At 72.3% G+C, this 24641-nt stretch carries 28 protein-coding genes; 13 read left to right on the plus strand and 15 right to left on the minus strand.

Annotation, left to right across the window (positions count from 1 at the left end; translation table 11 throughout):
• Positions 1–76: 76 nt before the first annotated feature.
• Together KXC43_RS50675 and KXC43_RS10085 are read right to left on the minus strand one after the other, a co-directional pair.
• Entirely contained in the window at positions 77–1720 is a 1644-nt protein-coding gene (locus KXC43_RS50675) for a hypothetical protein (protein ID WP_255643813.1), read from the minus strand.
• Between the two features lie 162 nt (positions 1721–1882).
• Positions 1883–2734 (minus strand): spermidine synthase, encoded by an 852-nt coding sequence (locus KXC43_RS10085; protein ID WP_221375724.1) that lies wholly within the window; start codon positions 2732–2734, stop codon positions 1883–1885.
• A gap of 139 nt (positions 2735–2873) precedes the next feature.
• On the opposite strand from KXC43_RS10085, the gene KXC43_RS10090 reads away from it, so the two are divergent.
• From KXC43_RS10090 to KXC43_RS10100, 3 genes are read left to right on the plus strand one after another with little or no spacing between them, the layout of a single operon-like run.
• Entirely contained in the window at positions 2874–4316 is a 1443-nt protein-coding gene (locus KXC43_RS10090; protein WP_308129027.1) for a DUF1800 domain-containing protein, read from the plus strand.
• Positions 4317–4318: 2 nt separating this feature from the next.
• The gene (locus KXC43_RS10095; RefSeq protein ID WP_221375726.1) at positions 4319–5524 is read left to right on the plus strand and encodes a DUF1501 domain-containing protein; all 1206 of its coding nucleotides are present in this window, start codon (positions 4319–4321) and stop codon (positions 5522–5524) included.
• 42 nt (positions 5525–5566) lie between these two features.
• On the plus strand, positions 5567–5944 hold the full coding sequence (locus KXC43_RS10100; protein WP_308129028.1) for a hypothetical protein: 378 nt from the start codon (positions 5567–5569) through the stop codon (positions 5942–5944).
• Between the two features lie 21 nt (positions 5945–5965).
• Here the strand turns inward: KXC43_RS10100 and KXC43_RS10105 are convergent, their stop codons facing one another.
• From KXC43_RS10105 to malQ, 3 genes are all read right to left on the minus strand, one after another.
• Positions 5966–6148 (minus strand): antitoxin, encoded by a 183-nt coding sequence (locus KXC43_RS10105; RefSeq protein ID WP_221375727.1) that lies wholly within the window; start codon positions 6146–6148, stop codon positions 5966–5968.
• A gap of 63 nt (positions 6149–6211) precedes the next feature.
• A complete protein-coding gene (locus KXC43_RS10110; protein WP_221375728.1) occupies positions 6212–6394 on the minus strand; it encodes an antitoxin in 183 nt (60 codons plus the stop codon).
• The gene (malQ, locus tag KXC43_RS10115; protein ID WP_221375729.1) at positions 6391–8346 is read right to left on the minus strand and encodes a 4-alpha-glucanotransferase; all 1956 of its coding nucleotides are present in this window, start codon (positions 8344–8346) and stop codon (positions 6391–6393) included. Before malQ ends, KXC43_RS10110 begins: the two co-directional genes overlap by 4 nt.
• A 94-nt stretch (positions 8347–8440) precedes the next feature.
• Between malQ and KXC43_RS10120 the strand changes: the two genes are divergently transcribed.
• Together KXC43_RS10120 and KXC43_RS52335 are read left to right on the plus strand one after the other, a co-directional pair.
• Positions 8441–8713, plus strand: a complete 273-nt coding sequence (locus KXC43_RS10120) for a hypothetical protein (protein ID WP_221375730.1) — start codon at positions 8441–8443, stop codon at positions 8711–8713.
• Between the two features lie 55 nt (positions 8714–8768).
• Positions 8769–10010, plus strand: a complete 1242-nt coding sequence (locus KXC43_RS52335) for a chitosanase (protein ID WP_221375731.1) — start codon at positions 8769–8771, stop codon at positions 10008–10010.
• A gap of 9 nt (positions 10011–10019) precedes the next feature.
• On the opposite strand, the gene KXC43_RS52650 is transcribed toward KXC43_RS52335, so the two are convergent.
• Positions 10020–10955: a carbohydrate-binding protein gene (locus KXC43_RS52650; RefSeq protein WP_221375732.1), complete on the minus strand. Its 936-nt coding sequence runs from the start codon at positions 10953–10955 to the stop codon at positions 10020–10022.
• Positions 10956–11008: 53 nt separating this feature from the next.
• Positions 11009–11449: an ATP-binding protein gene (locus tag KXC43_RS10135; protein ID WP_221376005.1), complete on the minus strand. Its 441-nt coding sequence runs from the start codon at positions 11447–11449 to the stop codon at positions 11009–11011.
• A 42-nt stretch (positions 11450–11491) separates the two neighbouring features.
• Here KXC43_RS10135 and macS point away from each other — a divergent pair, with 42 nt between their 5' ends.
• Positions 11492–12625 carry a MacS family sensor histidine kinase gene (gene macS, locus KXC43_RS10140; protein WP_221375733.1) on the plus strand — a complete coding sequence of 378 codons (1134 nt, stop codon included), beginning with the start codon at positions 11492–11494 and terminating at the stop codon, positions 12623–12625.
• 5 nt (positions 12626–12630) lie between these two features.
• The gene (locus KXC43_RS10145; protein ID WP_221375734.1) at positions 12631–13281 is read left to right on the plus strand and encodes a response regulator; all 651 of its coding nucleotides are present in this window, start codon (positions 12631–12633) and stop codon (positions 13279–13281) included.
• 4 nt (positions 13282–13285) lie between these two features.
• Here KXC43_RS10145 and KXC43_RS10150 read toward each other — a convergent pair whose 3' ends face one another.
• From KXC43_RS10150 to aroA, 6 genes are all read right to left on the minus strand, one after another.
• Positions 13286–13843, minus strand: coding sequence for a DUF5709 domain-containing protein (locus KXC43_RS10150; protein ID WP_221375735.1), 558 nt, complete (start codon positions 13841–13843; stop codon positions 13286–13288).
• A gap of 9 nt (positions 13844–13852) precedes the next feature.
• Positions 13853–14647, minus strand: coding sequence for an ATP-binding protein (locus KXC43_RS10155; protein ID WP_255643814.1), 795 nt, complete (start codon positions 14645–14647; stop codon positions 13853–13855).
• Positions 14648–14866: 219 nt separating this feature from the next.
• Complete coding sequence (locus tag KXC43_RS10160) at positions 14867–15769, minus strand: hypothetical protein (RefSeq protein ID WP_221376006.1); 903 nt, start codon at positions 15767–15769, stop codon at positions 14867–14869.
• 138 nt (positions 15770–15907) lie between these two features.
• Positions 15908–16702, minus strand: coding sequence for a histidinol-phosphatase (gene hisN, locus KXC43_RS10165; protein WP_221375736.1), 795 nt, complete (start codon positions 16700–16702; stop codon positions 15908–15910).
• 9 nt (positions 16703–16711) lie between these two features.
• Positions 16712–17791: a ribosome small subunit-dependent GTPase A gene (gene rsgA, locus KXC43_RS10170; RefSeq protein WP_221376007.1), complete on the minus strand. Its 1080-nt coding sequence runs from the start codon at positions 17789–17791 to the stop codon at positions 16712–16714.
• Between the two features lie 2 nt (positions 17792–17793).
• Positions 17794–19086, minus strand: coding sequence for a 3-phosphoshikimate 1-carboxyvinyltransferase (gene aroA / locus KXC43_RS10175; RefSeq protein ID WP_221375737.1), 1293 nt, complete (start codon positions 19084–19086; stop codon positions 17794–17796).
• Between the two features lie 69 nt (positions 19087–19155).
• On the opposite strand from aroA, the gene KXC43_RS10180 reads away from it, so the two are divergent.
• The 5 genes from KXC43_RS10180 (at position 19156) to rsrA (ending at position 22576) form a co-directional block, all read left to right on the plus strand.
• On the plus strand, positions 19156–19854 hold the full coding sequence (locus tag KXC43_RS10180) for an SOS response-associated peptidase (protein WP_221375738.1): 699 nt from the start codon (positions 19156–19158) through the stop codon (positions 19852–19854).
• A gap of 382 nt (positions 19855–20236) precedes the next feature.
• Entirely contained in the window at positions 20237–20632 is a 396-nt protein-coding gene (locus KXC43_RS10185; RefSeq protein ID WP_221375739.1) for a WhiB family transcriptional regulator, read from the plus strand.
• A gap of 174 nt (positions 20633–20806) precedes the next feature.
• Positions 20807–21394, plus strand: coding sequence for an alpha/beta hydrolase family protein (locus KXC43_RS10190; protein ID WP_221376008.1), 588 nt, complete (start codon positions 20807–20809; stop codon positions 21392–21394).
• Positions 21395–21484: 90 nt separating this feature from the next.
• Positions 21485–22282 (plus strand): sigma-70 family RNA polymerase sigma factor, encoded by a 798-nt coding sequence (locus KXC43_RS10195; protein ID WP_221375740.1) that lies wholly within the window; start codon positions 21485–21487, stop codon positions 22280–22282.
• A gap of 6 nt (positions 22283–22288) precedes the next feature.
• Complete coding sequence (rsrA, locus tag KXC43_RS10200; protein WP_221375741.1) at positions 22289–22576, plus strand: mycothiol system anti-sigma-R factor; 288 nt, start codon at positions 22289–22291, stop codon at positions 22574–22576.
• 47 nt (positions 22577–22623) lie between these two features.
• On the opposite strand, the gene KXC43_RS53540 is transcribed toward rsrA, so the two are convergent.
• Positions 22624–22698: a 50S ribosomal protein bL37 gene (locus KXC43_RS53540; RefSeq protein ID WP_369752275.1), complete on the minus strand. Its 75-nt coding sequence runs from the start codon at positions 22696–22698 to the stop codon at positions 22624–22626.
• A 131-nt stretch (positions 22699–22829) separates the two neighbouring features.
• On the opposite strand from KXC43_RS53540, the gene KXC43_RS10205 reads away from it, so the two are divergent.
• Complete coding sequence (locus tag KXC43_RS10205; RefSeq protein ID WP_221375742.1) at positions 22830–23048, plus strand: biotin/lipoyl-binding carrier protein; 219 nt, start codon at positions 22830–22832, stop codon at positions 23046–23048.
• 4 nt (positions 23049–23052) lie between these two features.
• On the opposite strand, the gene KXC43_RS10210 is transcribed toward KXC43_RS10205, so the two are convergent.
• Complete coding sequence (locus KXC43_RS10210; protein ID WP_438870865.1) at positions 23053–24573, minus strand: tetratricopeptide repeat protein; 1521 nt, start codon at positions 24571–24573, stop codon at positions 23053–23055.
• Positions 24574–24641: the final 68 nt, after the last annotated feature.

Genomic DNA, 24641 nt, shown 5'->3' on the forward strand with positions numbered 1-24641 from the left:
CCGGCTGGGACGCCTGGTTGAGCGCCGGGTGGGGAACAGCGGAAGACCGGGCCGCCCCGAGACGGCCCGGTCTATCTCAGCCCTGGCGGTGGCTGCCCCGCCCGCTGCTGCCCACTTCGCCGTCGAGCCGCGGGGCGTTGCCGCGCCCGCGGGCCGCGTTGCCGGCGAACCGGGCGGCGGTGCGGCGGACCGATTCGGCCCGGCCGCTGGTCTCGTCGCTGTCGTCGGCGGCCTCGCGCGGCCGGGGAGCGGCGGGCGGCGGGACGTCGAGGTAGGCGGAGAGATTGGTCTGGTTTTCCGGCTCGGTCCGCGGGACGCCGCCGAGCGGGACGTCGCCGCCGGCGACGAGGCTGGCCACGCGGGCCGCCAGATCGGCCGCCCGCGCGTCGAGGTCGGGATGGCCGTGCAGGGCGGTGGACTCGGCCGGGCGGGCCGACCACGCCTCGCGCTGGGGCGTCATCGGAAGGCGGGCTGTGCGCTCGTAGGACCGGCCTTCGGGCTCGGCACCCTCGGACGAGGGAGCGCCCCACGCCGACGCAGCGACGTTCGCGGGCGCGGGGCTGTCGCGCCCCGGAACAACAGCGCCGGCGGCCGGCGCGGTGTTGGCCGAAGGGGCGGCCGGCGACGAACTGGGCCAGGCGGAAGCGGTGGGCGGCGACGGGATCTCGCGCGCGGAGGGAGTGGCCGCAGCCGGCAAGGAACTTCGCCAAGCCGAAGGGATGGCGGCCTGCGGCGCGCTGTCGCGAGCCGGTGAGGAACTTCCCCAAGCTGTGGAGACGGCGGACGACGCTGCCGGGTTGGCGACGGGCGACTGCGGGGCGACGACCGGTGCGATCGGCGCGTAGCCCGGGGCAGCCTCGACGTGCACGGGCGACGAGGGACCGGGCTCCGCGTGCACGGCCGACACGTAGGCCGGCGAAGCGGGCTCGGGTGACACGTAGGCCGGCGAAGCGGGCTCGGGTGACACGTAGGCCGGCGGAACCGACTCGGGTGACACGTAGGCCGGCGGAACCGACCCGGGTGACACATAAGCCGGTGCATCAGACCCGGGCGACGTGTACGCGGCTGAGGCGGACTCGGGTGCCGGGTGGGCGGACGCGGTGGGCACGGGCGACGAGTGCGAGGGTACGGCGTGGGCCGGTGTCGCGTGCGTGTCGACCGAGACGGCGCCGATCAGGGAGACCGTCTGGCCCTCGCCGCCCTGGAAGTTGTTGAACTCGGGGCCGATCACGAGCCGGGACAGCATGCGGACCTGTGGGGGAGCGATGCCGAGCTCGTTCGCGTGCTCGACCCGGTGGCGCGCGATCGCCTGGCGCAGCAGGTTGGCCACCCGGTCGGCGTCGCGGACGGTGGCGAGGTCGCCCCCGGCGAACACCAGCGCCGGGAAGGTGCCGTTGGGGCCGGCGCAGACGAGTTGGATCTGGGTGACGGTGGCCTGCCGGCCGGTGTCGCGGCTGCCGGGCTGCACACGCAGGTGCTGCGGCCACGGCCAGCGCAACTCACCGGAGTCGGCGGCGCCCGGGCCGAGGTAGAGGACGCGCTGGTCGCTGATGACGACCTCGGTCTCTTCGGGCAGAGTCCACCGGGGGAGCGAGGCGGGCTCGTCGAAGGCGTACTCGGCCACGGCACAGCGGCCGCTCCAAAGCACCCGCTCGTCGGCGCCCAGCACGATCTGCGGCGCGGCTGAGGCCGCGTCGCCCACGTAGTAATGCTCGGACATGCGCGTCTCTCCCCCAGTACGCGCCGCGCCCCAGGGCACACGCGGCCTACCGATTACAACCGTGGGAGGGATCCCAAACAAGTCGGCAAGCGCGAATCACACGAGATTTCCTGACGGCAACACGACAGGCCGGAAATCCTTGCCCCTTTGGGGGAAGAAGTATTACGTACGGTTACCGAACAGCGCCGCAGGTGGAGGTGGTGAGGCCACCGCAACACTGTCGGTGACGGGTGCGGCCCCGCCGGCGAAGCGGTCGAGGTCGGTCTCGAGCCGGCCCGGGAACCAGTCGCCGGCCGCCCGGCGGGCCAGCCCGGCCACCGGGGGCGGGGTGTGACCGGCGATGACCACGAGGTTGCCGAAGCGGCGGCCGCGCAGCACGGACGCGTCGGCGATCAGGCAGGCCTCGGGCAGCGCGGCCCGGATCGTGGCGACCTGGGCCCGGGCGTGCCGCAGCGGGGGACCGTCGGTGATGTTGACGACCAGGTGACCGCCCGGGTCGAGTACCCGGGCCAGCTCGCGGGCGAACTCGACCGAGGTGAGGTGGGCCGGGGTGCGGGCGCCGGCGAAGACATCCAGCACGATCAGGTCGTACCCGGCGTCGCGCATGCCCTCGACCGCAGCTCGCGCGTCCCCCACCCGTACGCGGATGTTGGCCTTGGCCGGAAGCGGCAGGGCCCGCCGCACGAACTCGACCAGCGGGCCGTCGATCTCGACCACGCGCTGGGCCGAACCGGGCCGGGTGGTGGCGAGGTAGCGGGGGATGGTCAGCGCGCCGCCGCCCAGGTGCAGCGCGCGCAGGGGCTGCCCGGGCGGGGCCAGCAGGTCGATCGCGGCCGCCATCCGGCGTACGTACTCGAACTGCAGGTGGGTGGGGTCGGCCAGGTCGACGTGGGACTGCGGGGCGCCGTCGAGCAGCAGGGTGTACGCGGTGTCGCGGTCGGGGTCGGGCAGCAGTTCGGCCACCCCGGAGGCCACAGTCTCGACCTGTCGTTCCGATCTTTTACGCTGCGCCACGCTCCCAGTATCCCCGGCGGCGAGAAGTGTCCCCGGTGGCGAGATGTGTCCCGGCGGCGAGAAGTGTCCCCGGGTGCGATCGGGGAGCATCGCCGCCGATCCGCGACGGAGGCGCGCGTCCCGGCCGAGGTCCTACGGTGTGACCGCGTCTGACCTTTTGCCCGCCGACCCGCTGCTGCACCTGCTGCGCCGGGCGACCTTCGGGCCCTCGCCGGCCTCGGTGGCCGAGATCCGGCGGCTGGGCGCGACCGCCTGGCTCGACCGCCAGCTCAGGCCCGCCTCGATCCCCGACCCGGTCGGCGACGACCTGATGCGCCGGTTCCCGTTCGCCCGGCTCTCAATCTCCGGTCTGCGGCAGCAGGTGGCTGCCGGCCGGCTGAAGAAGTACGACTGGCGGCCGATGTGGCAGCTCAGCCAGGCCGCGATGGCCCGGGCCGTCTGGAGCGAGCGGCAGCTGTTCGAGGTGATGGCCGACTTCTGGTCGAACCACCTCAACGTCACCTGCCCGACCGGCGACGTCTGGCCGACCCGCACCGACTACGACCACAACGTGATCCGGCGGCACGCCCTGGGCCGCTTCGCCGACCTGCTCAAGGCCTCGGCGAAGCACCCGGCGATGCTGACCTACCTGGACAACCGCTGGTCGACCAAGGCCGCGCCCAACGAGAACTACGGCCGTGAGCTGCTTGAACTGCACACGGTCGGCCTCACCTACACCGAGGCCGACGTGCGGAACGCCGCTCGCCTGCTGACCGGGATGACGGTCAGCAACGAGACCAACTTCTACGTGTACGACGCCCGGAAGCACTCGGTGGGCGCCGTGCGGGTGCTCGGCTTCCGCCACGCCAACGCGACCGCCGCCGGTGGCGAGAAGGCCGCCCTCGCGCTGCTCGACTACCTGGCCCTGCACACCGCGACCGCGCGCCGCGTCGTGACCAAGCTCTGCGTCCGGTTCGTCGCCGACCAGCCGCCCGCGAGCCTGGTCACCCGGCTGGTCAAGGTCTATCTGGACAACCGGTCGGCGATCGTGCCGGTGCTGCGGGCCCTGTTCACCTCGCCCGAGTTCGCGGCGTCGATCGGGGCCAAGACGCGGACGCCGTTCGAGGACGTCGTGGCGACCGTGCGCACCCTGAACCTGCGGCCCGAGCCGAGCGGCACGAAGGCGATCGAGAGCCTCTATTCGATGTGCCGCAACGCCGGGCAGGCGCCGCTGGGCTGGGCTCCGCCCAACGGCTATCCGGACGTGGCGAGCGCCTGGGCGTCGTCGTCCGGGCTGCTGGTGCGGTGGAACCTGCATCTGAGCCTGGCCGCGGGCTGGTGGCCGACCTCTCTCGTCCGGCCGGAATCGCCGTTGCGGGAGTTCGTGGGCGGCCCGCTGCCGGCCACGCACGGCGCGCTGATCGACGCGGTGTCGATCCGGCTGATCGGCGGCACCCTGCCGCGCTCGTCGGTGGAGGCGCTGGCCCGGTTCTTCGACAAGACGGCGGCGTCGCCGCTGAGGGCCTCCGACCCGGCCGTCGGCTGGAAGTTTCCCTACCTGATGGCGATGCTCTTGAACTCGCCCTCGTTTGCGCTGAGGTGACGATGCTGAACTGCGAATGCAAGCGACGGACGCTGGTCGGCGGCGCACTGGCTGGGCTGACCGGCGCCATGCTCTCGACCAAGCTCGCCTTCGCCGCCGGCAACAGCCCCCGCGGCGACGTCTTCGTGCTGCTCTCGCTGCGCGGCGGCTTCGATGGGCTGTCCGCCGTGGTGCCGGCCGGTGACCCCGCGTACTACCGGGCCCGGCCCGGCATCGCCGTGCCCCGGTCGAAGCTGATCGGCGGCGACCGGTTCTGGGGGCTGCATCCCGCGCTCGCCCCGCTGCTGCCGTTCTGGAAGTCGGGCCGGCTCGGCGCCGTGCAGGCAGTCGGTCAGCCGGCGCCCAATCGCTCGCACTTCGCGGCGATGGAGGAGCTGGAGCGGGCTGCGCCCGGCACGTCGACGCGTACGGGCTGGCTCGACCGGATGGCCGGCGGGCTGGGCGTCACCGACCCGTTCGGCGCGGTCTCGGTCGGCTCGGCGCGCCCGGCCCGGGTGCTGGACGGCCCGGCCCCGAACGTCGGTCTGAGCTCGGTGGACGCGTTCGTGCTGAACGGCGAGGCCGACACCAAGCCGATTGCGGCCACGATGGCGGCGCTGTGGGCGGACGCGCCGGCGGCCCTGGGCGGCGCCGCGACGCAACTGCTCGCCGCGCTCGGCACGGCCCGGACCGTGCAGGCGAACGGCTACACGCCGGCCCACGGCGCGTCCTACCCGGACACCGAGCTGGGCCGGGCGCTGCGCGATGTGGCCCGGTTGATCAAGGCTGAGGTCGGGCTGACCACGGCCACGGTCGACGTCGGCGACTGGGACATGCACGAGAACTTGAACCGCCGGATGCCTGGGCAGCTGGCCGACCTCGCGGCGGCACTGGCCGCGTTCGCCACCGACCTCGGGCCGGACGGCCTGAACCGGGTCACCCTGGTCACGATCAGCGAGTTCGGGCGCCGGGTGGCCGAGAACGGCTCGGCCGGGCTCGATCACGGCTACGGCAACGCGATGTTCCTGCTCGGCGGGCACGTCAATGGCGGGAAGGTGCACGGCCGCTGGCCGGGGCTGGCGCCGGTCAAGCTGGTTGGCGGCGACCTCGCGGTCACCACGGACTACCGCTCGGTGATCGCCGATGCCTTGCGTACGCGATGCGGGATGACCGACACGGCGGCGGTCTTCCCGGGCGTCCGACCGGCCTCGTTGGGGCTATTTCGGTAAAAACGTCACATTTGACGGCGGTTATCGCTCGACACTGATCGGGTGTCTACGAGCAACGTATTGGCGCACATCATCGGCGACCAGAAGCGACCACCTGTTCCCCCGGCCGCAGGCGAAATGCCCGCGATCCTGGCCGCGGCTCAGGAGGAGGCCGGCCCGCCGCTGAAGATCCGGCGGTTCCCGTCCGAGGACGGCCCGGCCTTCTGGCGGTGGGACTGCGCGAACTGCGGTGAGTACGGCGGCGGCCGGCACCACTCCGACGCGATCAACCGGGCCACCCGGCACTGTGCCGAGCACCCGGAGCACCGTTCCTCGCTCCTGCCGCCGATGCTGTGCAAGCAGCGCGACGCCTATATGCCGCTGCACCCGATGCTGTTCGCGGTCGACGACGACCCGCCGCCCCCGCCCCTCGCGAGCTGAGCGGCGGGTCGTCCTCCGCGCTTACTGCTGCTGCGTGTCGCCGGTGCCGGTGCGCTGCTGAGCGGCGTCCTGCGCCTTGTCGACCTGCGAGTCGTACTTGTCGCCGGTGCGCTGGTCGACCTGGTCGCCCGCCTTCTCGATGCCCTGGTCGACCTGCTCGTCGTGCTTGTCGGCGAAGTCCTTGGCCTTGTCCATGAAACCCATCTCATGCTCCTTCGCTGTCCAGGGGTACGAGGTAGGGGTGCCCGGTCGAGGCCGTCGGAAACGTCAGCGGTGCGTGGTGTCCCCCTGGCCGGTGCGCTTCTGCGCCTCGTCGACCGCCTTGTCGATGTGCGCGGTGTGCTTGTGTCCGGTGCGCTTGTCGACCTCGTCGCCGATCTTGTCGAGCGCCTGGTCGACCTTGTCGTCGTGCTTGTCCAGGAAGTCCTTGGCCTTGTCGAACAAGCTCATCGGTGTGCCTTTCGCTGGGTTCGTCCTCGTCGGCTGAGAATCGCGGCGACCGCGTGGACGCGCGGATCCTTCGCTATCTCCTCGAGACCGGCGGTCAACGGCATCCGCCAGTTCGGGTACTCGTTCATAGTGCCGGGAAGGTTGGGCTGCGCGAGCTCCCCCAACACGTCATACAGCGAGGCTGTCACGAAACGGCACGGCGTACGGGCGAGAAACTCGTGCATGGCCAGGATGACTTCCTCGTCCGTGCTGTCCGGGCTGATCAGCCCCTCGGCACGCAGCGCGGTCAGCAACTGGTCGCGGTCGCGCTCGGCGTTGCGCTGCTCCTGTTCGACCGGCCCGGCCAGCTGACCCAGCTCGGCCCGCACCCGCACCTGCTCGCCGGTGAGGAAGCCTTGCGCCGTAGGCAGGTCGTGCGTCGAGATCGAGGCCAGCGCGTTCCGCTTGTACTGCGCCGGCGGATAGAAGACGTCGTCCGGGTCGTCCCAGTCGCGGGTGAACCAGAGCACCGCCGAGCCCAGCATGTTGCGCTGTTCCAGCCCTTCGGTCATCTCGGGCAGCACGGTGCCCAGGTCTTCGCCGATCACAACGGCCCCGGCTCGCTGTGCCTCGAGGGCCAGGATGCCGAGCATCGCCTCGGGGTCGTAGTGCACGTACGTACCCTCGGCCGGTCCCATGCCCGGCGGCACCCACCACAGCCGCCACAGCCCGGCCACGTGGTCGACGCGCAGGCCGCCGGCGTGCCGGAAGATCCGCTGGAGCATGTCGCGGTAGGCCGCGTACCCCGTCTCGATCAGCCTGTCCGGCCGCCAGGCGGCCAGCCCCCAGTCCTGGCCGAGCTGGTTGAACGCGTCCGGTGGAGCGCCCGCGTGGACACCGGCGGCCAGCACGTCCTGCAGCAGCCAGCCGTCGGCGCCGGCCGGGTCGATGCCCACCGCCAGGTCGTGCACCACGCCGACCGGCATCCCGCTCGCCCGGGCGGCGTCGTTCGCCTCCTCCAGCTGGGCGTTCATCAACCGCTGGAGCCAGGCGTGGAAGGCGACGCGGTCGCTGGAGAACGCGCGGACGGCGGGCGAGTCGGGCCGGCGCAGCTCCGCCGGCCACTCCTGCCAGTTGGCGCCGTGCCGCTCGGCCAGCGCGCAGAACCGGGCGTAGTCGGTGAGGCCGGGGTCGCTTTCGAGGTCGACCTCGCCCGCGAGCGGCCACAGCAACTCGAGCGCGGCCCGCTTGGCCTGCCACACCGCGGAGTAGTCGATCAGCCCGTCGGCCGTCGGCGCCGGCTTGAGAGCGTCCACCATCGCGCGCAGCGGCGGATCGGCCCGGCGGTACTCGTCGGTGTCGGCGATCCGCAGATAGAGCGGGTTGGCGAACCGGCGGCTGGACGGCGAGTAGGGCGAAGCCGGCACCGGCAGTGTCGGTGTGATCGCGTGCAGGGGGTTGAGCAGCACCAGGCCCGGGCCACCCGAGTTGCCGAGAAACTCGCGCAGGTCGCCGAGATCGCCCATGCCCCACGAGCGCTGTGAGTGCAGCGCGTACAGCTGAAGCATCCAGCCCCAGGTCTGCGGCGGCTCGGGCAGCTCACCGGGCACCACGACGAGGGTTACCCGCTGGTCGTCGAGGTGCAGCGTGTGCCAGCCGAGCGGCAGGTCGCCGGGCACCTCGTCGCCCTCGCGCTCGGTGCCGTCCTCGAGAACGATCCTGGCCGGTCCCGGCAGTTCCCGTGACTCCCCGGAACGCACCACCACCGTGCCCGGCATCCGGCCCAGCCGCTCGCGTTCGCGAACCGCCGCGAGCCCGTCGGCGACGGCTTCCGGAGTGGTCGCGTCGACCCCGAGCAGGCCCAGGACCCCCACCACCGACTCCTCGGCGACGTCCCTGCGCTCGCGATGCCAGTCCTCGTACCAGGTGGCCACCCCGTGTGCCGTCGCCAGTGCCGCCAGGTCGGCGTCCATCCGTTCCCCTCTCGTCGGTGCCGCTGCTCATACCCTGCCTGATAAGGGGTAGTCGTGGGAGAACCTGTTGCGAGAGTCGGTCAGGATGGAATGCATGTCTTCCGTAAGCAAGGTGTGGTCCCGGATCGCCGCCGTGGTGACCGGAGCGGTGCTCACGCTGGTCGTGCCGGCGCATGCCTGGGCCGCGAGCAACGGTCTCGACACTGTGGTGGTCGAGGCGGCGCGGTCCCGGCGGCGTGGCGGTTTCGGGGTCTTCGGGCTGTTCGGCGCCCTGTGCTGCCTGTTCGTGGTGGCCGCGATCGTGCTGACGTTCGTTTTGGTGTCCCGCAACCGCAAGAAGCCGAGGGACCCCCGAGACCCCCGATAGCGCTCGTTCGGCCGAAGCCCGGCGATCATGGCCGGGCGCGACCTAGCGTTGAAGCATGCGGATCCGCGCCAACAACGTCCGGGCGGTCGCGCTGGCCGGTGGCGTGGGCGTGACGCTCTGCGTCCCGCTCGCCATCTCGGTGGCCGCCGCCGGCAACAACACCGTGATGATCAGCCGGGGCCGCCCCGCCGTCGCGTCGTCGGCCACCGGCGGCGAGGTCGCCGCCCGCGCCAACGACGCCAGCACGGTCACCCGGTGGGTCAGCGTTGCCGGGCCCGGCACCCAGTGGGTGCGGATCGACCTCGGCGGGGTCAAGCGCATCGATCGGGTCCGCCTGCAGTGGTCGGGCACCTACGCCCGGACGTACCGGGTGCAGGCCTCGGTCGACGGCTCGAACTGGGTCAGCCTGTACGCGACCAGCGCCGGCAACGGCGGCGCGGACGACCTCAAGCAGCTGGGCGGCACAGGCCGCTACCTGCGGGTGCTGGCCACCCAGCGGGCCCGGACGACGGGTGGTTACGCGCTGGCCGACGTGCGGGCGTTCGGCCCGGCGTCGCAGGCGCTGCCGGCCGCCGTGCCCGCCACCGGCTCGCTGGCCTCCGGCTTGGAGGACCGCGGCAAGAAGGAGCGCGCGCTGGCGCTGATCTCCAGTGCCGAGAACTCGACGCTGGGCTGGCGGGGCCAGTTCGGCTACATCGAGGACATCGGGGACGGCCGCGGGTACACCGGCGGCATCGTCGGTTTCACCTCGGGCACGGCCGACATGCTGGCCGTCGTCACCGCGTACGCGAAACGCAAGCCCGGCAATGTGCTGCAGAAGTACCTGCCGGCGCTGCGCGCGGTGAACGGTTCCGACTCGCATGCCGGGCTCGACCCGGGCTTCCCGGCGGCCTGGCGCGCGGCGGCCACGGACCCGGTCTTCCAGAAGGTGCAGGAGGACGCGCGGGACGAGTACTACTTCAACCCGTCCATGCGGATCGCGCGCGACGACGGCCTGCGGGCGCTGGGTCAGTTCGCCTACTTCGACGCGGCGGTGATGCACGGCGTCTCGGGGCTCCGGACCATACGAACGGCGGCCCTGCGTACGGCGAAGACCCCGGCCCAGGGCGGGGACGAGCTCGCGTACCTGAACGCCTTCCTCAACGCCCGGGTGGCCGAGATGCGCACCGAGACGGCCCACAACGACGTCAGCCGGGTCGAGACCGCCCAGCGCCTCTTCCTGCGCCGCAGCAACCTCGACTTGACCACGCCACTGACCTGGCAGGTCTACGGAGACTCGTACCGGCTGGCGGGCTGACCGGGTGCGTCACACCTTCGCGAAGAGGTTGGGCAGCGCGGAGGGCTCCCAGCCCGGCAGCGCGGTGTGCGCCTCCTTGACCTTGTAGGTCACGCCCTTGTAGGTCACCAGGTCGCCGGCCTTGTAGTCGGTGTACGCCTTCCAGGCCGCCGCGGGCTTCTTCGTGGGCGGCTTGCCGGCGGGTGGCTTGCTCGTGGGCGGCGCGGTGGTGGACGGCGCCGTAGTGGGCGGCGCGGTGGTGGGCGGCGCGGTCGTGGGCTCGCTCGAGGGCGGCGCGGGCTCTGACGGCGCCGGCGTCGTGGGCAGTGGCATCGGCTTGCGGCCCGCGGTGACCTTGACGAAGTCGACGACCATGCGCGCCGGGCGGCGGCCGTCGGTGGCCAGGTTGAGCACCAGCGCGATGGGCAGGCCGGGCTCCGCGGGCGTCAGCTTGAGAGCGGCCTTCCCGTCGACCGACCACACCACCGCGGTGGGGGACCAGTCGATCGCGTACGTGTGGAACTCGCGGCCCGAGGTCGGGTCGGCGTCCTCGTCGAGCGTCTCGACGTCGCCGCGCAGCACCCGTCCGTACTTGTCCACGACGCCGAACGCCCGCCACGGCCCGCCCGCGCGGCGCACCTTGATCCGGGCCTCGGCGTGCCCGTACGGCTCGGCGAACGCCTTGCGCGTGCTGGCCAGCCGGTCGACCACCAGGCGGCCCTGGCCGTCCTGGACGCCGTTGCGGGCGTCGCCGTCGAGCAGCCACTTGGACGGGTCGAGTCCCGTCCCGCGCCCGGCGCCGAAGTCGTCGTCGAAGACCGGCCGGTGTTCCGACGCGACGGCGACGTCACCCTGCCCGGTGACGGCGATGGCGCCCACCAGGCCGGCGCTCGCCACCGCGAGCGCGAGCAGCGCGCGCGGACGGATCAGCCAACCCGAGGTTCCCGAACGGTGACGTGCTTCCACAGGTGGAGACCTTCATCGAAAGTGAGACCATCTCGCAAGATCGGCGAACAGACTTAAGGCTGACTTAAGGAAGTTCGGCTGGAGACTCGGACCGTGGTCCCGTCGCCGCCCGTGACGATGTCGAAGGTGTCGGTCAGTTCCTCGGCCAGCCATAGCCCCCAGCCGCCCGGGGTGTTGACCGCCGGCCGCACAACCGGCTCGGCGCGCTCGGCCGGAAGCCCGCGGCCGGAATCGCTCACCTCGCACACCACGCCGCCGTCCTCGGCCCACACGGCGACCCGGCCCGTCCCGCCGCCGTGCCGCACGGCGTTGGTCAGCAACTCGTTGACCGCGACCACGAAGTCGTCGAGGCGGTCACCGGTCAGGCCGCCGGCCGCGGCGCAGGACGCGACCGAGTGCCGCAACGCCGTGATGGCGTTCCGGTCGAAGGCCTCGGAGAGCAGAATCCTGGTGCCGATGACACCGACGGTAGGCCACGCCTGATCTTCCCGCAGGGCGGGCCACCGGTGGATCCGGTCGTGTGGGATGGTCGCCCCATGGCGGACGCACGCGACAGCGGTCTCCAGGCGCCGCTGTGGCGGGCGATCGCGATCTACCGGCTGGCCGCCCTCGCCTACGCCGCTTTCCTGGTCGTGAGCAATGTCAGCGCCTACGCGCGGCCGGTGCTGGCCTGGCCCGTGCTGGCCGCGATGGCCGCCTGGACGGTCCTCACCACCTATGCGTACGCCGATCCGGCCCGCCGCCGGTTCCCCCTTCTGGTGACCGACCAGCTGATCACCATCGGCGCGCTGACCGCCAGCGTCTGGGTCGTCGGCCGTTCCGGCCTCGAGTCGGGCCTGCCCACCCTGGCCGTCGCCTGGCACGTCGCGCCGGTGATCTGCTGGGCCGTGGCCGGCGGGCGGCGCGGCGGCATCGCGGCCGCCCTGGCCATGGGGGCCACCGATCTGGCCGTCCGGGCCCACTACGACCAGGCCGCGTTCACCGGCGCCGTGCTCATGCTGCTGGCCGCGATCGCGGTGGGCAACCTGGTGCGGATCGCCGAGGTCGCGCAGCAGCGGCTCGAGCGCGCGATCGAGCTCGAGGCGACCACCCGCGAACGGGAGCGGCTCGCCCGCGACATCCACGACTCCGTGCTCCAGGTGCTGGCGCTGGTCAAGCGGCGCGGGGCGGGGCTGGACGGCGAGGCCGGCGAGCTGGCCCGGCTGGCCGGCGAGCAGGAGGCGGCGCTGCGCACCCTGGTGGCCGGGCGGCGGGCGAGCGGTCCGGGCGGCGACGACCTCGACCTGATGGCGCTGCTGCAGCCGTACGCGTCCCCGGCCGTCACCGTCTCGGGCCCGGCCGGCGCCGTGCGCCTTCCGGCCCGTACGGCCCGGGAACTGACCGCCGCGGTCGCGGCCGCTCTCGACAACGTGACCCGGCACTGCGAGCCCGGCACCAAGGTCTACCTGTTCGTCGAGGACGAACCGGCCGAGGTCGTAGTGACCGTCCGCGACGACGGCTGCGGCATCGAACCCGACCGGCTGGCCCAGGCCCAGGCGCAGGGCCGGCTGGGGGTCGTGCAGTCGATCCGCGGGCGGGTGGCCGACCTCGGCGGCCGGGTGCAGATCATCTCGGCGCCGGGCGAGGGCACCGAGGTCGAGATGACCGTGCCGCGAGCACCGATATCGTGACTGCCATGAGCGCGATCCGGGTGATGGTGGTCGACGACCACCCGATGTGGCGCGAAGGCGTCAGCCGCGACCTGACGGCGGCCGGCTACGACGTGGTCGCCACCAGTGGTGAGGGTCGGCAGGCGGTTCGCATCGCGGCTGCAGCCCGTCCCGACGTCGTGATCCTCGACCTGCAGCTGCCGGACATCTCCGGCGTCGAGGTGATCAACGGCTTGCTGACCGAGGTCCCCGGCGTACGGATTCTCATGCTCTCGGCCAGCGGCGAACAGCAGGACGTGCTGGACGCGATGAAGGCCGGAGCGACCGGCTACCTGCTCAAGTCGGCCGGGCCGGCCGAGTTCCTCGACGCGGTGAGCCGCACGGCCGCCGGCGACACGGTCTTCACGCCCGGCCTGGCCGGGCTGGTGCTGGGCGAGTTCCGCCGGCTCGCGGTCACCGAGCCGGCCGGCCCGCGGGTGGACGCGCCGAAGCTCACCGAGCGCGAGACCGAGGTGCTGCGCCTGGTGGCGAAGGGCCTGTCGTACCGGCAGATCGCCGAACGACTCGTGCTCAGCCACCGCACGGTGCAGAACCACGTCCAGAACACGCTCGGCAAGCTCCAGCTCCACAACCGCGTAGAACTGACCAGATACGCCATTGAGCAGGGGCTCGACTAGCCCCCTACTCGTACCTGGGGGCGTTGGTCTCGTGGATGGCCAGCTCCTCGGCGCTGGCGCCGCCGCCGGCCGCACCGGCGTCGTAGGCCACGCTGTCGGCCTCGTTGTCGAAGCCGTAGCCCTCGTCGGGCGCGACCAGACGGCCCACCGTCTCGGGGTTGTCGTCGTCGAGCTGGCCGTCGTCGTAGAGCGAGATCTGCGACTTCGGATCGGAGGTCGGGCTCTGGCCCCACACGTCGGCGTCGAAGTTGCGCTGCTCGGAGCTGTCGACGGTCTCGTCGATCGGGTCGCGGCGCGCCGGGATGGCGTCTTCCGCGCCGAAGTCGGGCTCCTCCTGGCGGAGCCGACGGTCGAGGGACTCGCCCTCGCGCTGTTCCTCGGCGGTGTCGCCGAAGCGGTTGGAACCGCCGGGGCCGACACCCGCGAGCGCCGCCGGGTCGGGACCGTCCGCCCAACGGGGGCTTTCCACCTGGTCGTACGCGGTCGAATCGTCATCCGCGGTGTCGGGCAGACCGGAAGCCTCCGGGTCGGACACCTCGGCGGGATAGTCGTTGTCTCGCATTACCGCAATCTACCCGTGTGCGGGGCCAGTCATGCCCGCCGCGGCCCCGGTCTGTTCGCCGGACCGGTAGAGGCCGGTCTCCGCGCCGTCGGCGAACAGTAGCGCCCAGACCACCTTGCCGTCGTCGAGCGGCAGACTGCCCCACCGCTCCGACACCGAATCGATCAGCAGCATCCCCCGTCCCCCGTACGCGGTGGACGGCACCGGAGCCCCGGTGTAGGTCGGCGTGTGCGTCGAATGGTCGCGCACCGCCACGCTGATGCCCGCGCCGTGGGTGGCGACCAGAACGTTCATGGCCGTACGGGCGTGGACGACCACGTTGTTCACGAGTTCGGTGACGACGATGCACGCGGGCCCGGCCAGGTCGTGCCGGTCCCACCGGGCGCAGACCTCGGTGATCAGCTCGCGGGAGCGCCGGGCGGCGCCCACGACGGGATCGAGGGCCAGACTGTGCCGCCGATCGGGGTCGGGCCGCCCGAGCTCGGCCGTGGCGGCGCCGGTGTCCGGCCAGACCGGCCAGCCGGCGCCGGGCCAGGCGCTCGCCCCGCGCGGGTCGCACAGGGCGAGGTGCGCGGCGGGCCAGTCAGCGGTGTCGCGGCGCAGTTCGCGCAGCATGGCTACCGCCTCGGGGGCCGGGGTCGGGACCCCGCTGACATCGACCAACAGGGCTTCGGGCTGTTCGGCGAGCACGCCGAGCAGCGCGGACCGCACCGTGCGGGCGGTGGCGGGATCGAGCACCCCGGTCAGCCGGACCAGGGGGTAGTCCGACCCGTGGTCCACCGGCTGTCGCACCTCGCTCGCCATGATCGCTCCATTGTGCATAACGTGTCCCCATTTCGCATTTCCCGCGCGTCCGGTAAGCCGGGAACGCCCTGGCGTCTACGGCGGGCTCAACGCGCTAATCGGGACATAACCTCCGGACAGGCATGGTCAGCATGTACCCGGCCGGGGATGACTCATGCCGTGCGGCGGTGAAATTGCGCGGGTCCGCTTTCGGGAACTGTGCCGTTCCGGTAATGGGCGTCAGCGCGTGGTCGGCGCGGTGCGCAGCGGGGCCGGCTCGGGGCGGCGGGCCGGCGGCGGGGCGGGCGTGCAATGGTGCTGCGGCTCGGCGTACCGGGTCAGGGCGATGACCGACGCCAGGGTCACCACGAAACCGAGCCCGGCCAGCCATTCCTTGCCGGGCTCGATGCGGTCGCCGAGCAGCAGCAGGCCGACGATCGCGGCCGGAACAGCGCCGGCGGCGTCCATGGCGGCCACCGCGGCCGTGGTCGAGCCGCGTTGCATGGCCAGTCCCAGCAGCAACTGGCCGACCAGCGAGTGCACGACGAGCAGGTAGAGCAGCGGGTTGCCGAAGAAGCCGCCGGCCGAATGCTCGTTGGCCAGCGGGCGGGCCGCGATGGCGGCGGCGCTGAACCCCACGCCGGCCAGGGAGCCGAGCACGACCGAGCCGAGCGCGCCCTGGAGCCGTACGGCGAAGAAACCCAGACCCGCGATGACCAGCAGAGCCACCGCGAGCCCGGCGATCGCGGCCGCCCCCAGCGGCCGGGCATGGGCCGGCTGGGCCGATTTGACCAGGGCTGCGATGCCGACCATGAGCAGCCCCAGCAGCACTATCTCGGCGGTCGGCAGCGACCACTTGAGCAGCACGACGCCGAGCACGGCGGTTACGCCCAGCCCGGCGGCCACGCTGGCCTGCACGAGGAAGAGCGGCAACTCCTCGCGGGCGAGGAACGCGAGCACGAAGCCGAGAACCTGGCACCCAAGGCCGAGCAGGTAGGTCCGCTGCCCGGCGAGCCGCACGAGCAGCCCGGGGTCGAAGGTGTGGTGCACGGTGGTGCGCGCCGCAGCCGCTGACTGCAAGAGGTTCGCCACCCCGTACGCCAGAATCATGGCGGCGAGGAAGACCCAGCCCGAGGACACCACCTGACGCACGATAGACCAGGCTCGGCCGGGCATCAGCGGTTCGGGGGACACTCTCGGCGCGCGGTACGCAGAGGATTACGCAGTGCTACCGGTTTCGGGCTTTTTGTCCGATCAACGGGCCGGTGCGGCAACCGGCGTTCAGCGGCTGAGGGCGGTCAGCACCGTCTCGTGCAGCAGCCCGTTCGTGGCGATCACCGACGACTTGTCGACCGGCGGCCGGCCCGACAGGTCGGTGATGCTGCCGCCGGCCTCCTGCACGATCGGGATGAGGGCGGCCACGTCCCACAGCGACAGCTCGGGTTCGACCATCGCGTCGAGCGCGCCCTCGGCCAGCAGCATGTATCCGTAGAAATCCCCGTAGGCCCGGCTGCGCCACATCGCCAGGCTGAGGTCGACGATCTTGTGCAGGCGCCCGATCTGCTGCCACCCGTCGAGGCTGGCGTAGCTCAGGCTGGCGTCGGACAGCCGCCCGACCCCCGAGACCTGGATCCGGGTGGCGGCGTGCTGATGCTTTCCCGCGTACGCGCCATGGCCGCGCGCCCCCCACCACCGCCGGCCCAGAGCGGGCGCGCTGACCAGCCCCGCTACCGGAGTCTCACCCTCGAGCAGCGCGATCAGCGTGCCCCAGATCGGCACCCCGCGTACGAAGTTCTTGGTGCCGTCGATCGGGTCGATCACCCACCGCCGGCTGCCCGGCCCGGCCGCCGCGTGCGTCAGTCCGAACTCCTCACCCAGCACCCCGTCGCGCGGCCGGGCCCGGGCCAGGGTCGAGCGGATGGCCTGCTCGACCGCGGTGTCGGCGTCCGAGACGGGCGTCAGGTCGGGCTTGGACTCGACCTTGAGATCGAGCGCCCGGAACCGGCCCATCGAGATCGAGTCGGCGGTGTCGGCGAGCAGGTGGGCGAGCGAGAGGTCATCGGCATAACCGGCCATGCCCGCACGCTAGCCGAGGCCGGTGGGCTCGTCATCCGCGGGCGTGTCGCGTTGGTCGGTTTCGCCGGCTCGGGAGGCCAGCAGCCGCCGGTAGGACGCCAGGCGCCGGGCGTCAGCTTTGCCCTCCGCGACCCATGCGTCCAGGTGGCAGTCGATGTCGTTCGCCGTGTGGCCGCAGTTGGGTGGATCTTCCAACGTGCCCTCGACCAGGTCGGGGAAGCCGTGCAGCAGGCTCTCGGCGCTCACGTGGGCCAGGCCGAAGCTTCTGATGCCGGGTGTGTCGATGATCCAGCCCGGGTCGGTGCGCGACCGCCCCACCGGCGGCAGCCGCAACGCGACGGCACTGGTCGACGTGTGCCGGCCCTTGCCGATCGCGCTGACCACCCCGACCGCCCGCAGCGCCTCGGGCACCAGCCGGTTGACCAGCGTGGATTTGCCCACGCCGGAGTGCCCGACCATGACCGAGATGTTGCCGGCCAGCCGCTTCCGCAGCTCGCTGAGGTCGCTGTCCGGGCGGACCAGCACGTACGGCAGGTCGAGCTCGGCGTAGTAGTCGAGCACCGCCTCCGGCCCGGCCAGGTCGGCCTTGGTCAGGCACAGCAGCGGCTCGATGCCGGCGTCGTACGCGGCGACCAGGCAGCGGTCGATGAATCCGGTGCGCGGGGGCGGATCGAACAACGCGCTCACGATCACCAGCTGGTCGGCGTTGGCCACCACGACCCGCTCGAGGCGGCCCTCGGGCGTCGTGTCGTCGTCGTCGGCCGTGCGGCGCAACACCGACGTGCGTTCGCTGATCCGCACGATGCGGGCCAGCGCTCCCGCCGCGCCGGTGACGTCGCCGACCAGCGCCACGCGGTCGCCCACCACGACCGACTTGCGGCCGAGCTCGCGGGCCCGCATGGCGGTGATGATCGGGCTGTCGGGCGGGGCGTCCTCGCGTACGCAGCCGTACCGCCCCCGGTCGACCGTGATCACCAGGGCGTCGACGGCGTCGTCGTGCCTGGGGCGGGTGCGGGTGCGCGGGCGCGACGAACGACCGGGCCGCACCCGGACGTCGTCCTCGTCGTACTCCCGCTTGCGTGCCGGCAGATCTAGCTCCTCGCCACGAGTTCCGCCCAGAGTTCGGGGAACTCGGGCAACGTCTTCGACGTACACGCTACGTCGGTGAGGGAGATGCCCGGTACGGCGAGGCCGACAACCGCGGCCGCGTGAGCCATCCGGTGGTCGGCGTACGTCTCGAACTCGGCCCCGTGCAGCGGCCGCGGCACGATGCGCAGCCCGTCGGAGAATTCGGTGACCTCGGCGCCGACCTTGCCCAGCTCGGTGGCCAGGGCGGTGATGCGGTCGGTCTCGTGCCCGCGGATGTGCTCGACCCGGCGCAGCTCGGACGGGCCGTCGGCCAGCGCGGCCAGGGCGGCGACGACCGGGGTGAGCTCGCTGACCTCGGACAGGTCGGCCGTGACGCCGTGCAGCCGGCCCGTGCCGCGCACGGTGAGCCCGTCGGCCGATCGGGTGACCTCGGCGCCGAGCGCGGTGAGCAGCTCGGTCAGCCGGCCCACGGGCTGCCAGCTCTCGGCCGGCCAGCCGCTGAGCGTGACGGCGCCGCCGGTGACCATGGCGGCGGCGAAGAACGGCGCGGCGCCGGAGAGGTCGGGCTCGATCACCCACGTACGGCCGGAGGTCTCGCCCGGCTCGACCGCCCAGACGTCGGGCACGGACTCGTCGACCACCGCGCCCGCGGCGCGCAGCATGTGGGTGGTCATGCGCAGGTGGGGCGCGGACGGCACCGGCGGCCCCTCGTGACGCAGCACCAGGCCCTTGGTGAAGCGCGGCGCCGACAGCAGCAGCCCCGAGACGAACTGGCTGGACGCGGACGCGTCGATGACCGCCTCGCCCCCCTCGACCAGGCCGGCGCCGTGCACGGTCAGCGGCAGCCCGCCGATCGCGGACGCGTCGATCGACACACCCAGCGAGCGCAGCGCCTCGACGATCGGGCGCAGCGGCCGGTTGCGCGCGTGCGGGTCGCCGTCGAACTCGACCGGGCCGTCGGCCAGCGCCGCCGCCGGGGGCAGGAACCGCATGATCGTGCCGGCCAGGCCCACGTCGACCCGGGCCGGACCGCGCAGCGGCCCCGGCTCGACCAGCCAGCGCTCGTCGTCGCCCGTGTCGAGCCGCACGCCGAGCGCGCGCAGACCGGCCGCCATCAGCTCGGTGTCGCGGGCGCGCAAGGGCCGCTCGATCACCGACGGGCCGGACGCCAGCGCGGCCAGCACCAGGGCGCGGGCCGTCATCGACTTGGAGCCCGGCAGCCGGACGCTCGCGCTGACCGGGCCGGACGCGGGCGGGGCCGGCCAGGGGCGGGGTTGTGCAGTCACGTGGGCCATTGTGCCGGGGCCGACCGGCAATCTCGCGGAGCGTTCCCGCACCCCGGGACGCGTGTACCGTTCGGGGACATGTGCGGGCGGTACGCGACGACCAGGACCGAGGCCGATCTCGAAGACCTGTTCGAGGCGGTGAGCGTGCTCGAACAGCTGGGCCCGAGCTGGAACGTGGCGCCCACCGACCCGGTGCCGGTGGTGCGGGAATCCCGGAGCCGCGAGGCCCGGGTGCTCGACTCCGCCCGCTGGGGCCTGGTGCCGCCCTGGGCCAAAGACCTGCGCGCCGGCGCTCGCATGATCAACGCCCGCTCCGAGACGGTGGCCACGTCGCCCGCCTTCGCTCCGTCGTTCGCCCGTCGCCGCTGTCTGGTGCCGGCCGACGGCTGGTTCGAATGGGTCCGCGACGGCAAGCAGCGTCAGGCGTACTACATGACACCGGCCGACGGGTCACCGCTGGCGTTCGCCGGCCTCTGGTCGTCGTGGGGGCCCGACAGCGTGCTGACCTGCAGCGTGCTGACGACGGCGGCGCTCGGTGGCCTGGCCCGGGTGCACGACCGCATGCCGCTGATCCTGCCCCGTGACCGCTGGCCCGAGTGGCTGGCCGGTGGCGGCGATCCGGACGGCCTGCTGCGGCCGCTCACGCCGGCCGAGCTGGACGCCATCGAGGTGCGGCCGGTTCGCCCCGACGTCGGCAACGTCCGCAACAACGGCCCGCACCTGCTCGAGCCGCCCCCGCCGCCCGGCCCGGCGCCGGCCTCCGCAACCCTTTTCTGACCGTCCGGGCCCAGCCTTCCGGACGCCTGCCGACCGGGGCAGCGGGGCGATGAGCGCTCTGCTAGTTTCCACGCGCCTGCTGTGGGCGCGCCGGGTGATTGTGGACCGGACGAGGGCGCCGGCTCCGGCGGTTCGTGGCTTGCGGCTGGGGTGCCCGGGAGCGGCGGGCGTTTGCTGTCAATTGGCTGAGTGACGCATGATCAACATTTGCGTTTGCCCACAGTTGTCCGCATTTCTCATTGGCAACTTTGTTTCAAGATAGATAAGCCCCTTGTTCTGATCTCCTACCCTGCGATACAAAACTGCGCCGGAGTGGTGCTGGTTCGTACGGTGCGAGCCGGTCGGCCACATGCAGTACCGGTCCCACGGGGGAGGTGGGCTGATGACACGGGCTCGTATGCCGCGTCCACATGAGGTAGCCATCGCGCGACGTGATCCACGGTTGCTCGAGGCCATCGAGGAGCGGCGCACGGACGAGGCTTGGCGGACCCGCGGCGCATGCCGCACGGTCGATCCGGAGACGTTCTTCCCGGCGCCGAACGAACCGTCCGAAAGTGCTGTCTCGCTCTGCGGCACCTGCACGGTGCAAGGGCCGTGCCTGGCCTGGGCGTTGCAGGTGGGCGACTGCCACGGCGTCTGGGGCGGCACGACGCCGCGCGAACGCCGGGCGATGCTCGTGGCCTGGCGCGAACGCGTCGGCCCGGGCGGCGAGACGATCGACGACGACACCGACGAGGAAGACCGCCGGTTGCTCAGTCTCACGCCGGTCAGCCGCTGATCGGTCGACCGTCCTCCGCAGCGTCGCGGAGCGCATCGGTCGAGCTGATGAATCCGGCGTAGGCGGTCGTTGCCGGGCGCACACGCCGATCTTCTCTGTGCGCGCTCGGCACAGCTGCGAAATGCGCCGGGTGGCCGCGCGGGCTGGTTTCATGACCGTGTGGAAGAGCTTGAGATGGACACCCCGCGCGGGCCGGCCCGGGTCCGGATGACCCGGCCCTCGGGTGCGGTGGCGAGCGTCCTCGTGCTGGGGCACGGCGCCGGCGGCGGAGTCGACGCGCCCGACCTGACGGCTGTGCACGACGCGGCGGTGGCGAGCGGCGTCCAGGTGGTGCTGGTCACCCAGCCCTATCGGGTGGCCGGGCGGCGGGCGCCGGCGCCGGCGGGGCATCTCGATGAGGCCTGGATCGCCGTGGTGCGGGCTCTCGGCGTACGCGACGAGCCGTTGATCGTGGGTGGGCGGTCGAGCGGCGCGCGGGTGGCCTGCCGGACAGCATCCGGACTCGGGGCCGCCGGCGTTCTCGCGCTGGCCTTTCCGTTGCACCCGCCGGGCAAGCCCGAGCGCAGCCGCGCGAGCGAGTTGCCTTCGGACGTGCCCACGCTCGTGCTGAACGGGGACCGGGATGCCTTCGGGGTGCCCGTCAGTGCCGGGTCCGTCGAGGTGCTGGTGCGGCCGGGAGCCACCCATGACCTGCGAAAAGACGTCAAGGGCACCGCGGAACTGGCAGTGGCCTGGATGCATGCGCACGGGTGGGCTCGCTGAAGGAATGCAAGTTGCGCCTCCGTGGTTGTAGCCCCCGGGAGCTGGAACGGTTGCAGCCCCGGAGCTGGAACGTCGGAAGGGGTTTGACAGGTGCGAGCCGGAACAGAGTTCCTGGAGCGCGGCGGCCGGGAGGTCGATCGGGTGCGGAACCTTTTGAGTTCCCCCGAGTGGCCCGCAGCCGAGCAGACCGTCACGCCATCGGTGAGTGTCAGCACACCGGCGGTTTTCCAGGCCGCAGAAGGGGCACTACCCGTATCCTCGGCGGGGCGGTCGAGGGGAGAGCTCAGGGTGGCCCAGACAGAACGGACCGAGGAGCGCCGAGCGCGCTTCGAGCGGGACGCGTTGCCTTTTGTGGACCAGCTGTACGCGGCTGGCCTGCGGATGACGCGTAACCCGGCCGACGCCGAGGACCTGGTGCAGGAGACGTACTTGAAGGCGTTCTCCGCTTTCCACCAGTTCGAGGAAGGCACCAACCTCAAGGCGTGGCTGTACCGCATTCTCACGAACACCTATATCAACTCGTATCGGCGCAAGCAGCGTCAGCCGGTGCAGGCTCCCACCGAGGAGATCACCGACTGGCAGCTCGCCGCGTCCGAGTCGCACACGTCCGCCGGCCTGCGGTCGGCCGAGACCGAGGCGCTCGACCGGCTGCCCGACAGTGACATCAAGGAAGCCCTGCAGGCCCTGCCCGAGGACTTCCGGCTGGCCGTCTACCTCGCTGATGTCGAGGGTTTCTCGTACAAGGAGATCGCCGACATCATGAGCACGCCGATCGGCACCGTCATGTCCCGTCTGCACCGCGGCCGGCGCAACCTGCGCAAGACCCTGGAGCAGTACGCCGTCGACCGGGGCATCACCCGGACCGCTTCGGAACCGCAGGAGGCGTGACGCGTCATGAGCGGGCTGAACGGTGAGGATCACGAGACCGACTGCGGCATCGTGATCAGCGAGGTCTACCTCTATCTCGACCTGGAGTGCAGTGAGGACCGCCGGTCGCTGATCCAGAAGCATCTGGACGACTGCGACGGGTGCCTGCGCGAGTACGGCATCGAGCACGAGGTGAAGGCGCTGGTGTCCCGCTGCTGCGGTGACGAGAAGGCGCCGCGCGAGCTGCGCGAGCGGCTGCGCGTCAAGCTCGACCAGCTCGAGGTGCAGGTCGAAACCCGGGAGTTCCTCCCGTAAGTCGGCACAACAAGAAGGGCCCCGCAGCGCGGGGCCCTTCTTGCGTGTCAGCTGTTGGGACGCTTGCCGTGGTTCGCGCTGCTCTTCTTGCGAGCCTTCTTCTTACGGGCCTTCTTCGCCATCGGTGACTCCTTGTTCGTGCTGTATTCCCGCGCCGATGGTAGTCGGCGCTTCCGCGCGCGCCGGACTCACCCGAGGGGAATCCGTGGTTTGATGACGGCGACCGACAGCGACGTCAAGGGAGGTTTCATCGATGGCCGACGAGATCCGGGCCGAGATGGTGGCCAACGTGTGGAAGGTCGTCGCCTCCACCGGCGATACCGTCGCCGAGGGGGACACCCTGGTGATCCTCGAGTCGATGAAGATGGAGATCCCGGTCGTCGCCGAGAACGAGGGCACGGTGGCCGAGCTGGCCGTGCACGAGGGCGACGTCGTCCAGGAGGGCGACCTGATCGCCATCATCCAGGCCTGACGGCTCAGCCGCGGCGCCAGCGCAGCAGCAGCCGGCTGCGCCCGCGCTGGCGCGGCACGGCAGCCGGAGTCCGCGTCATCGCCGTCGCGAGCTGACGCGTGGACTCATCGAGGCTCGGGGCGGCCAGCGCCAGTTCGGCGAACGACCGTGCCCCGGGCCGGGACGCCACCTCGGTGAGCCGGGTGGTGACCACCCCGGCCACGTCGGCCCGTGCCGAGGGGTCGACCCAGGCCGCCACGATCAGGGCGAACAGCGCCGCCTCGGTCACCCGGTCGAGGCCGCCGTCGGCCAGCTCCAGCAGCATTCGCCGCCGTTCCGAGTCGAGCCAGGCCTCCTCGGAGCGGTGGTGCAGCAGGCCCAGGCAGGCCCAGATCTCGGGTGCGGCCACGTCGGCCGGCGGGTGGGCCAGCAGCGCCATCAGCTCGGCCGGGGACACCAGGATCAGCGGGACGGCCGCGTCGTAGGCGGCCGGCGGGTGCGCCCACGAGAGTGCGGCGACATGGCGCAGGCGGCGGACCGACTCGGCCGAGGGCTCGTCGGGCACCGGCGCGGCGCCACGGGGCAGAGGCGCGGTTGCGGGGGCGCCGCTCAGCCAGGACATGTCGCGGCAGCAGTCGGCCAGGTCGGTGTGCTCGTGCGACTCGTCGGGGTGGTCGCGGATGTAGTCGGCCAGCCGGACCAGATGCATGAGGTCGCCGTCGGCCCGGTGGCGCAGCCGGTGCGCGGTGTGCACGGCGCAGTCGTACTCGGGGTCGCGTTCGAGGGCGCGGTCGACCCAGCTCAAGGCGTCCTCGAGGCGGTCGTTGTCGGCGAGGGTGCCGGCGATGTCGGCGTACACCGAGAGGTCGTCGGGGTCGTGCGCGACCGCGCGGCGCAGGGCCGCGAGCGCCTCGGGCAGCTTTCCGGAGCTGCGGTAGGCGTACCCGAGCCAGATCTCGCCGAGCTTGGACGGGCGGACCCGAGCGCCGCGGGAGGCCCAGTCGACGGCCAGCTCGTGCTCGCCGACGCGGCGGGCCAGCGCGGAGCCGGCGCCGAGCAGCATCGCGTGCTCGGGATGGGCGGCCAGCGCGTGCCGGACGACGGACAGGTAGGGGCGCAGGGTGGGCGGGGCGGGCTCGGCGACCCGGGTGCAGAGCCGCATGAGCACCTGGGCGAGCAGGCCGGGCTCGATGCGGACGCCGAGGGCGGGCTCGGCCACCCAGGGCACCCCGGCCCAGTCGGCGGCGGGGGCCTGGCCGCTGGCCGCGGCGAGCAGGGGCAGACCGTCCTCGGGGCGGCCGGCCGCGGCGAGCAGGTGGGCGCGGGCGGCCAGCTTGCCCGGCGACGTGTGCGGGCCGGCGCGGAACAGATCGAGACCGCCGCCGGGACGTGCGGCGAGACGGCCGAGAACCTCGTGCACTTCGGGCAGGGTGGGGGCGTGGGCGAGCGCGCCGGCCAGATGATCGGCGGCCTTTTCCGGCTCGTCTGTCGCCAGGGCCGATCTCGCCTGTTCGAGAGCGCGGTCGGCGGCGCGGCGTAATTCCACGATGCAAGACAGTAGGGGAAAGAAAGGTATATGTCAGCAGGGCGATCTGTTGCGCATTAGTGCTCGAA

This window comes from Paractinoplanes polyasparticus (assembly GCF_019710575.1).
In the GTDB taxonomy this organism is placed as follows: domain Bacteria; phylum Actinomycetota; class Actinomycetes; order Mycobacteriales; family Micromonosporaceae; genus Actinoplanes; species Actinoplanes polyasparticus.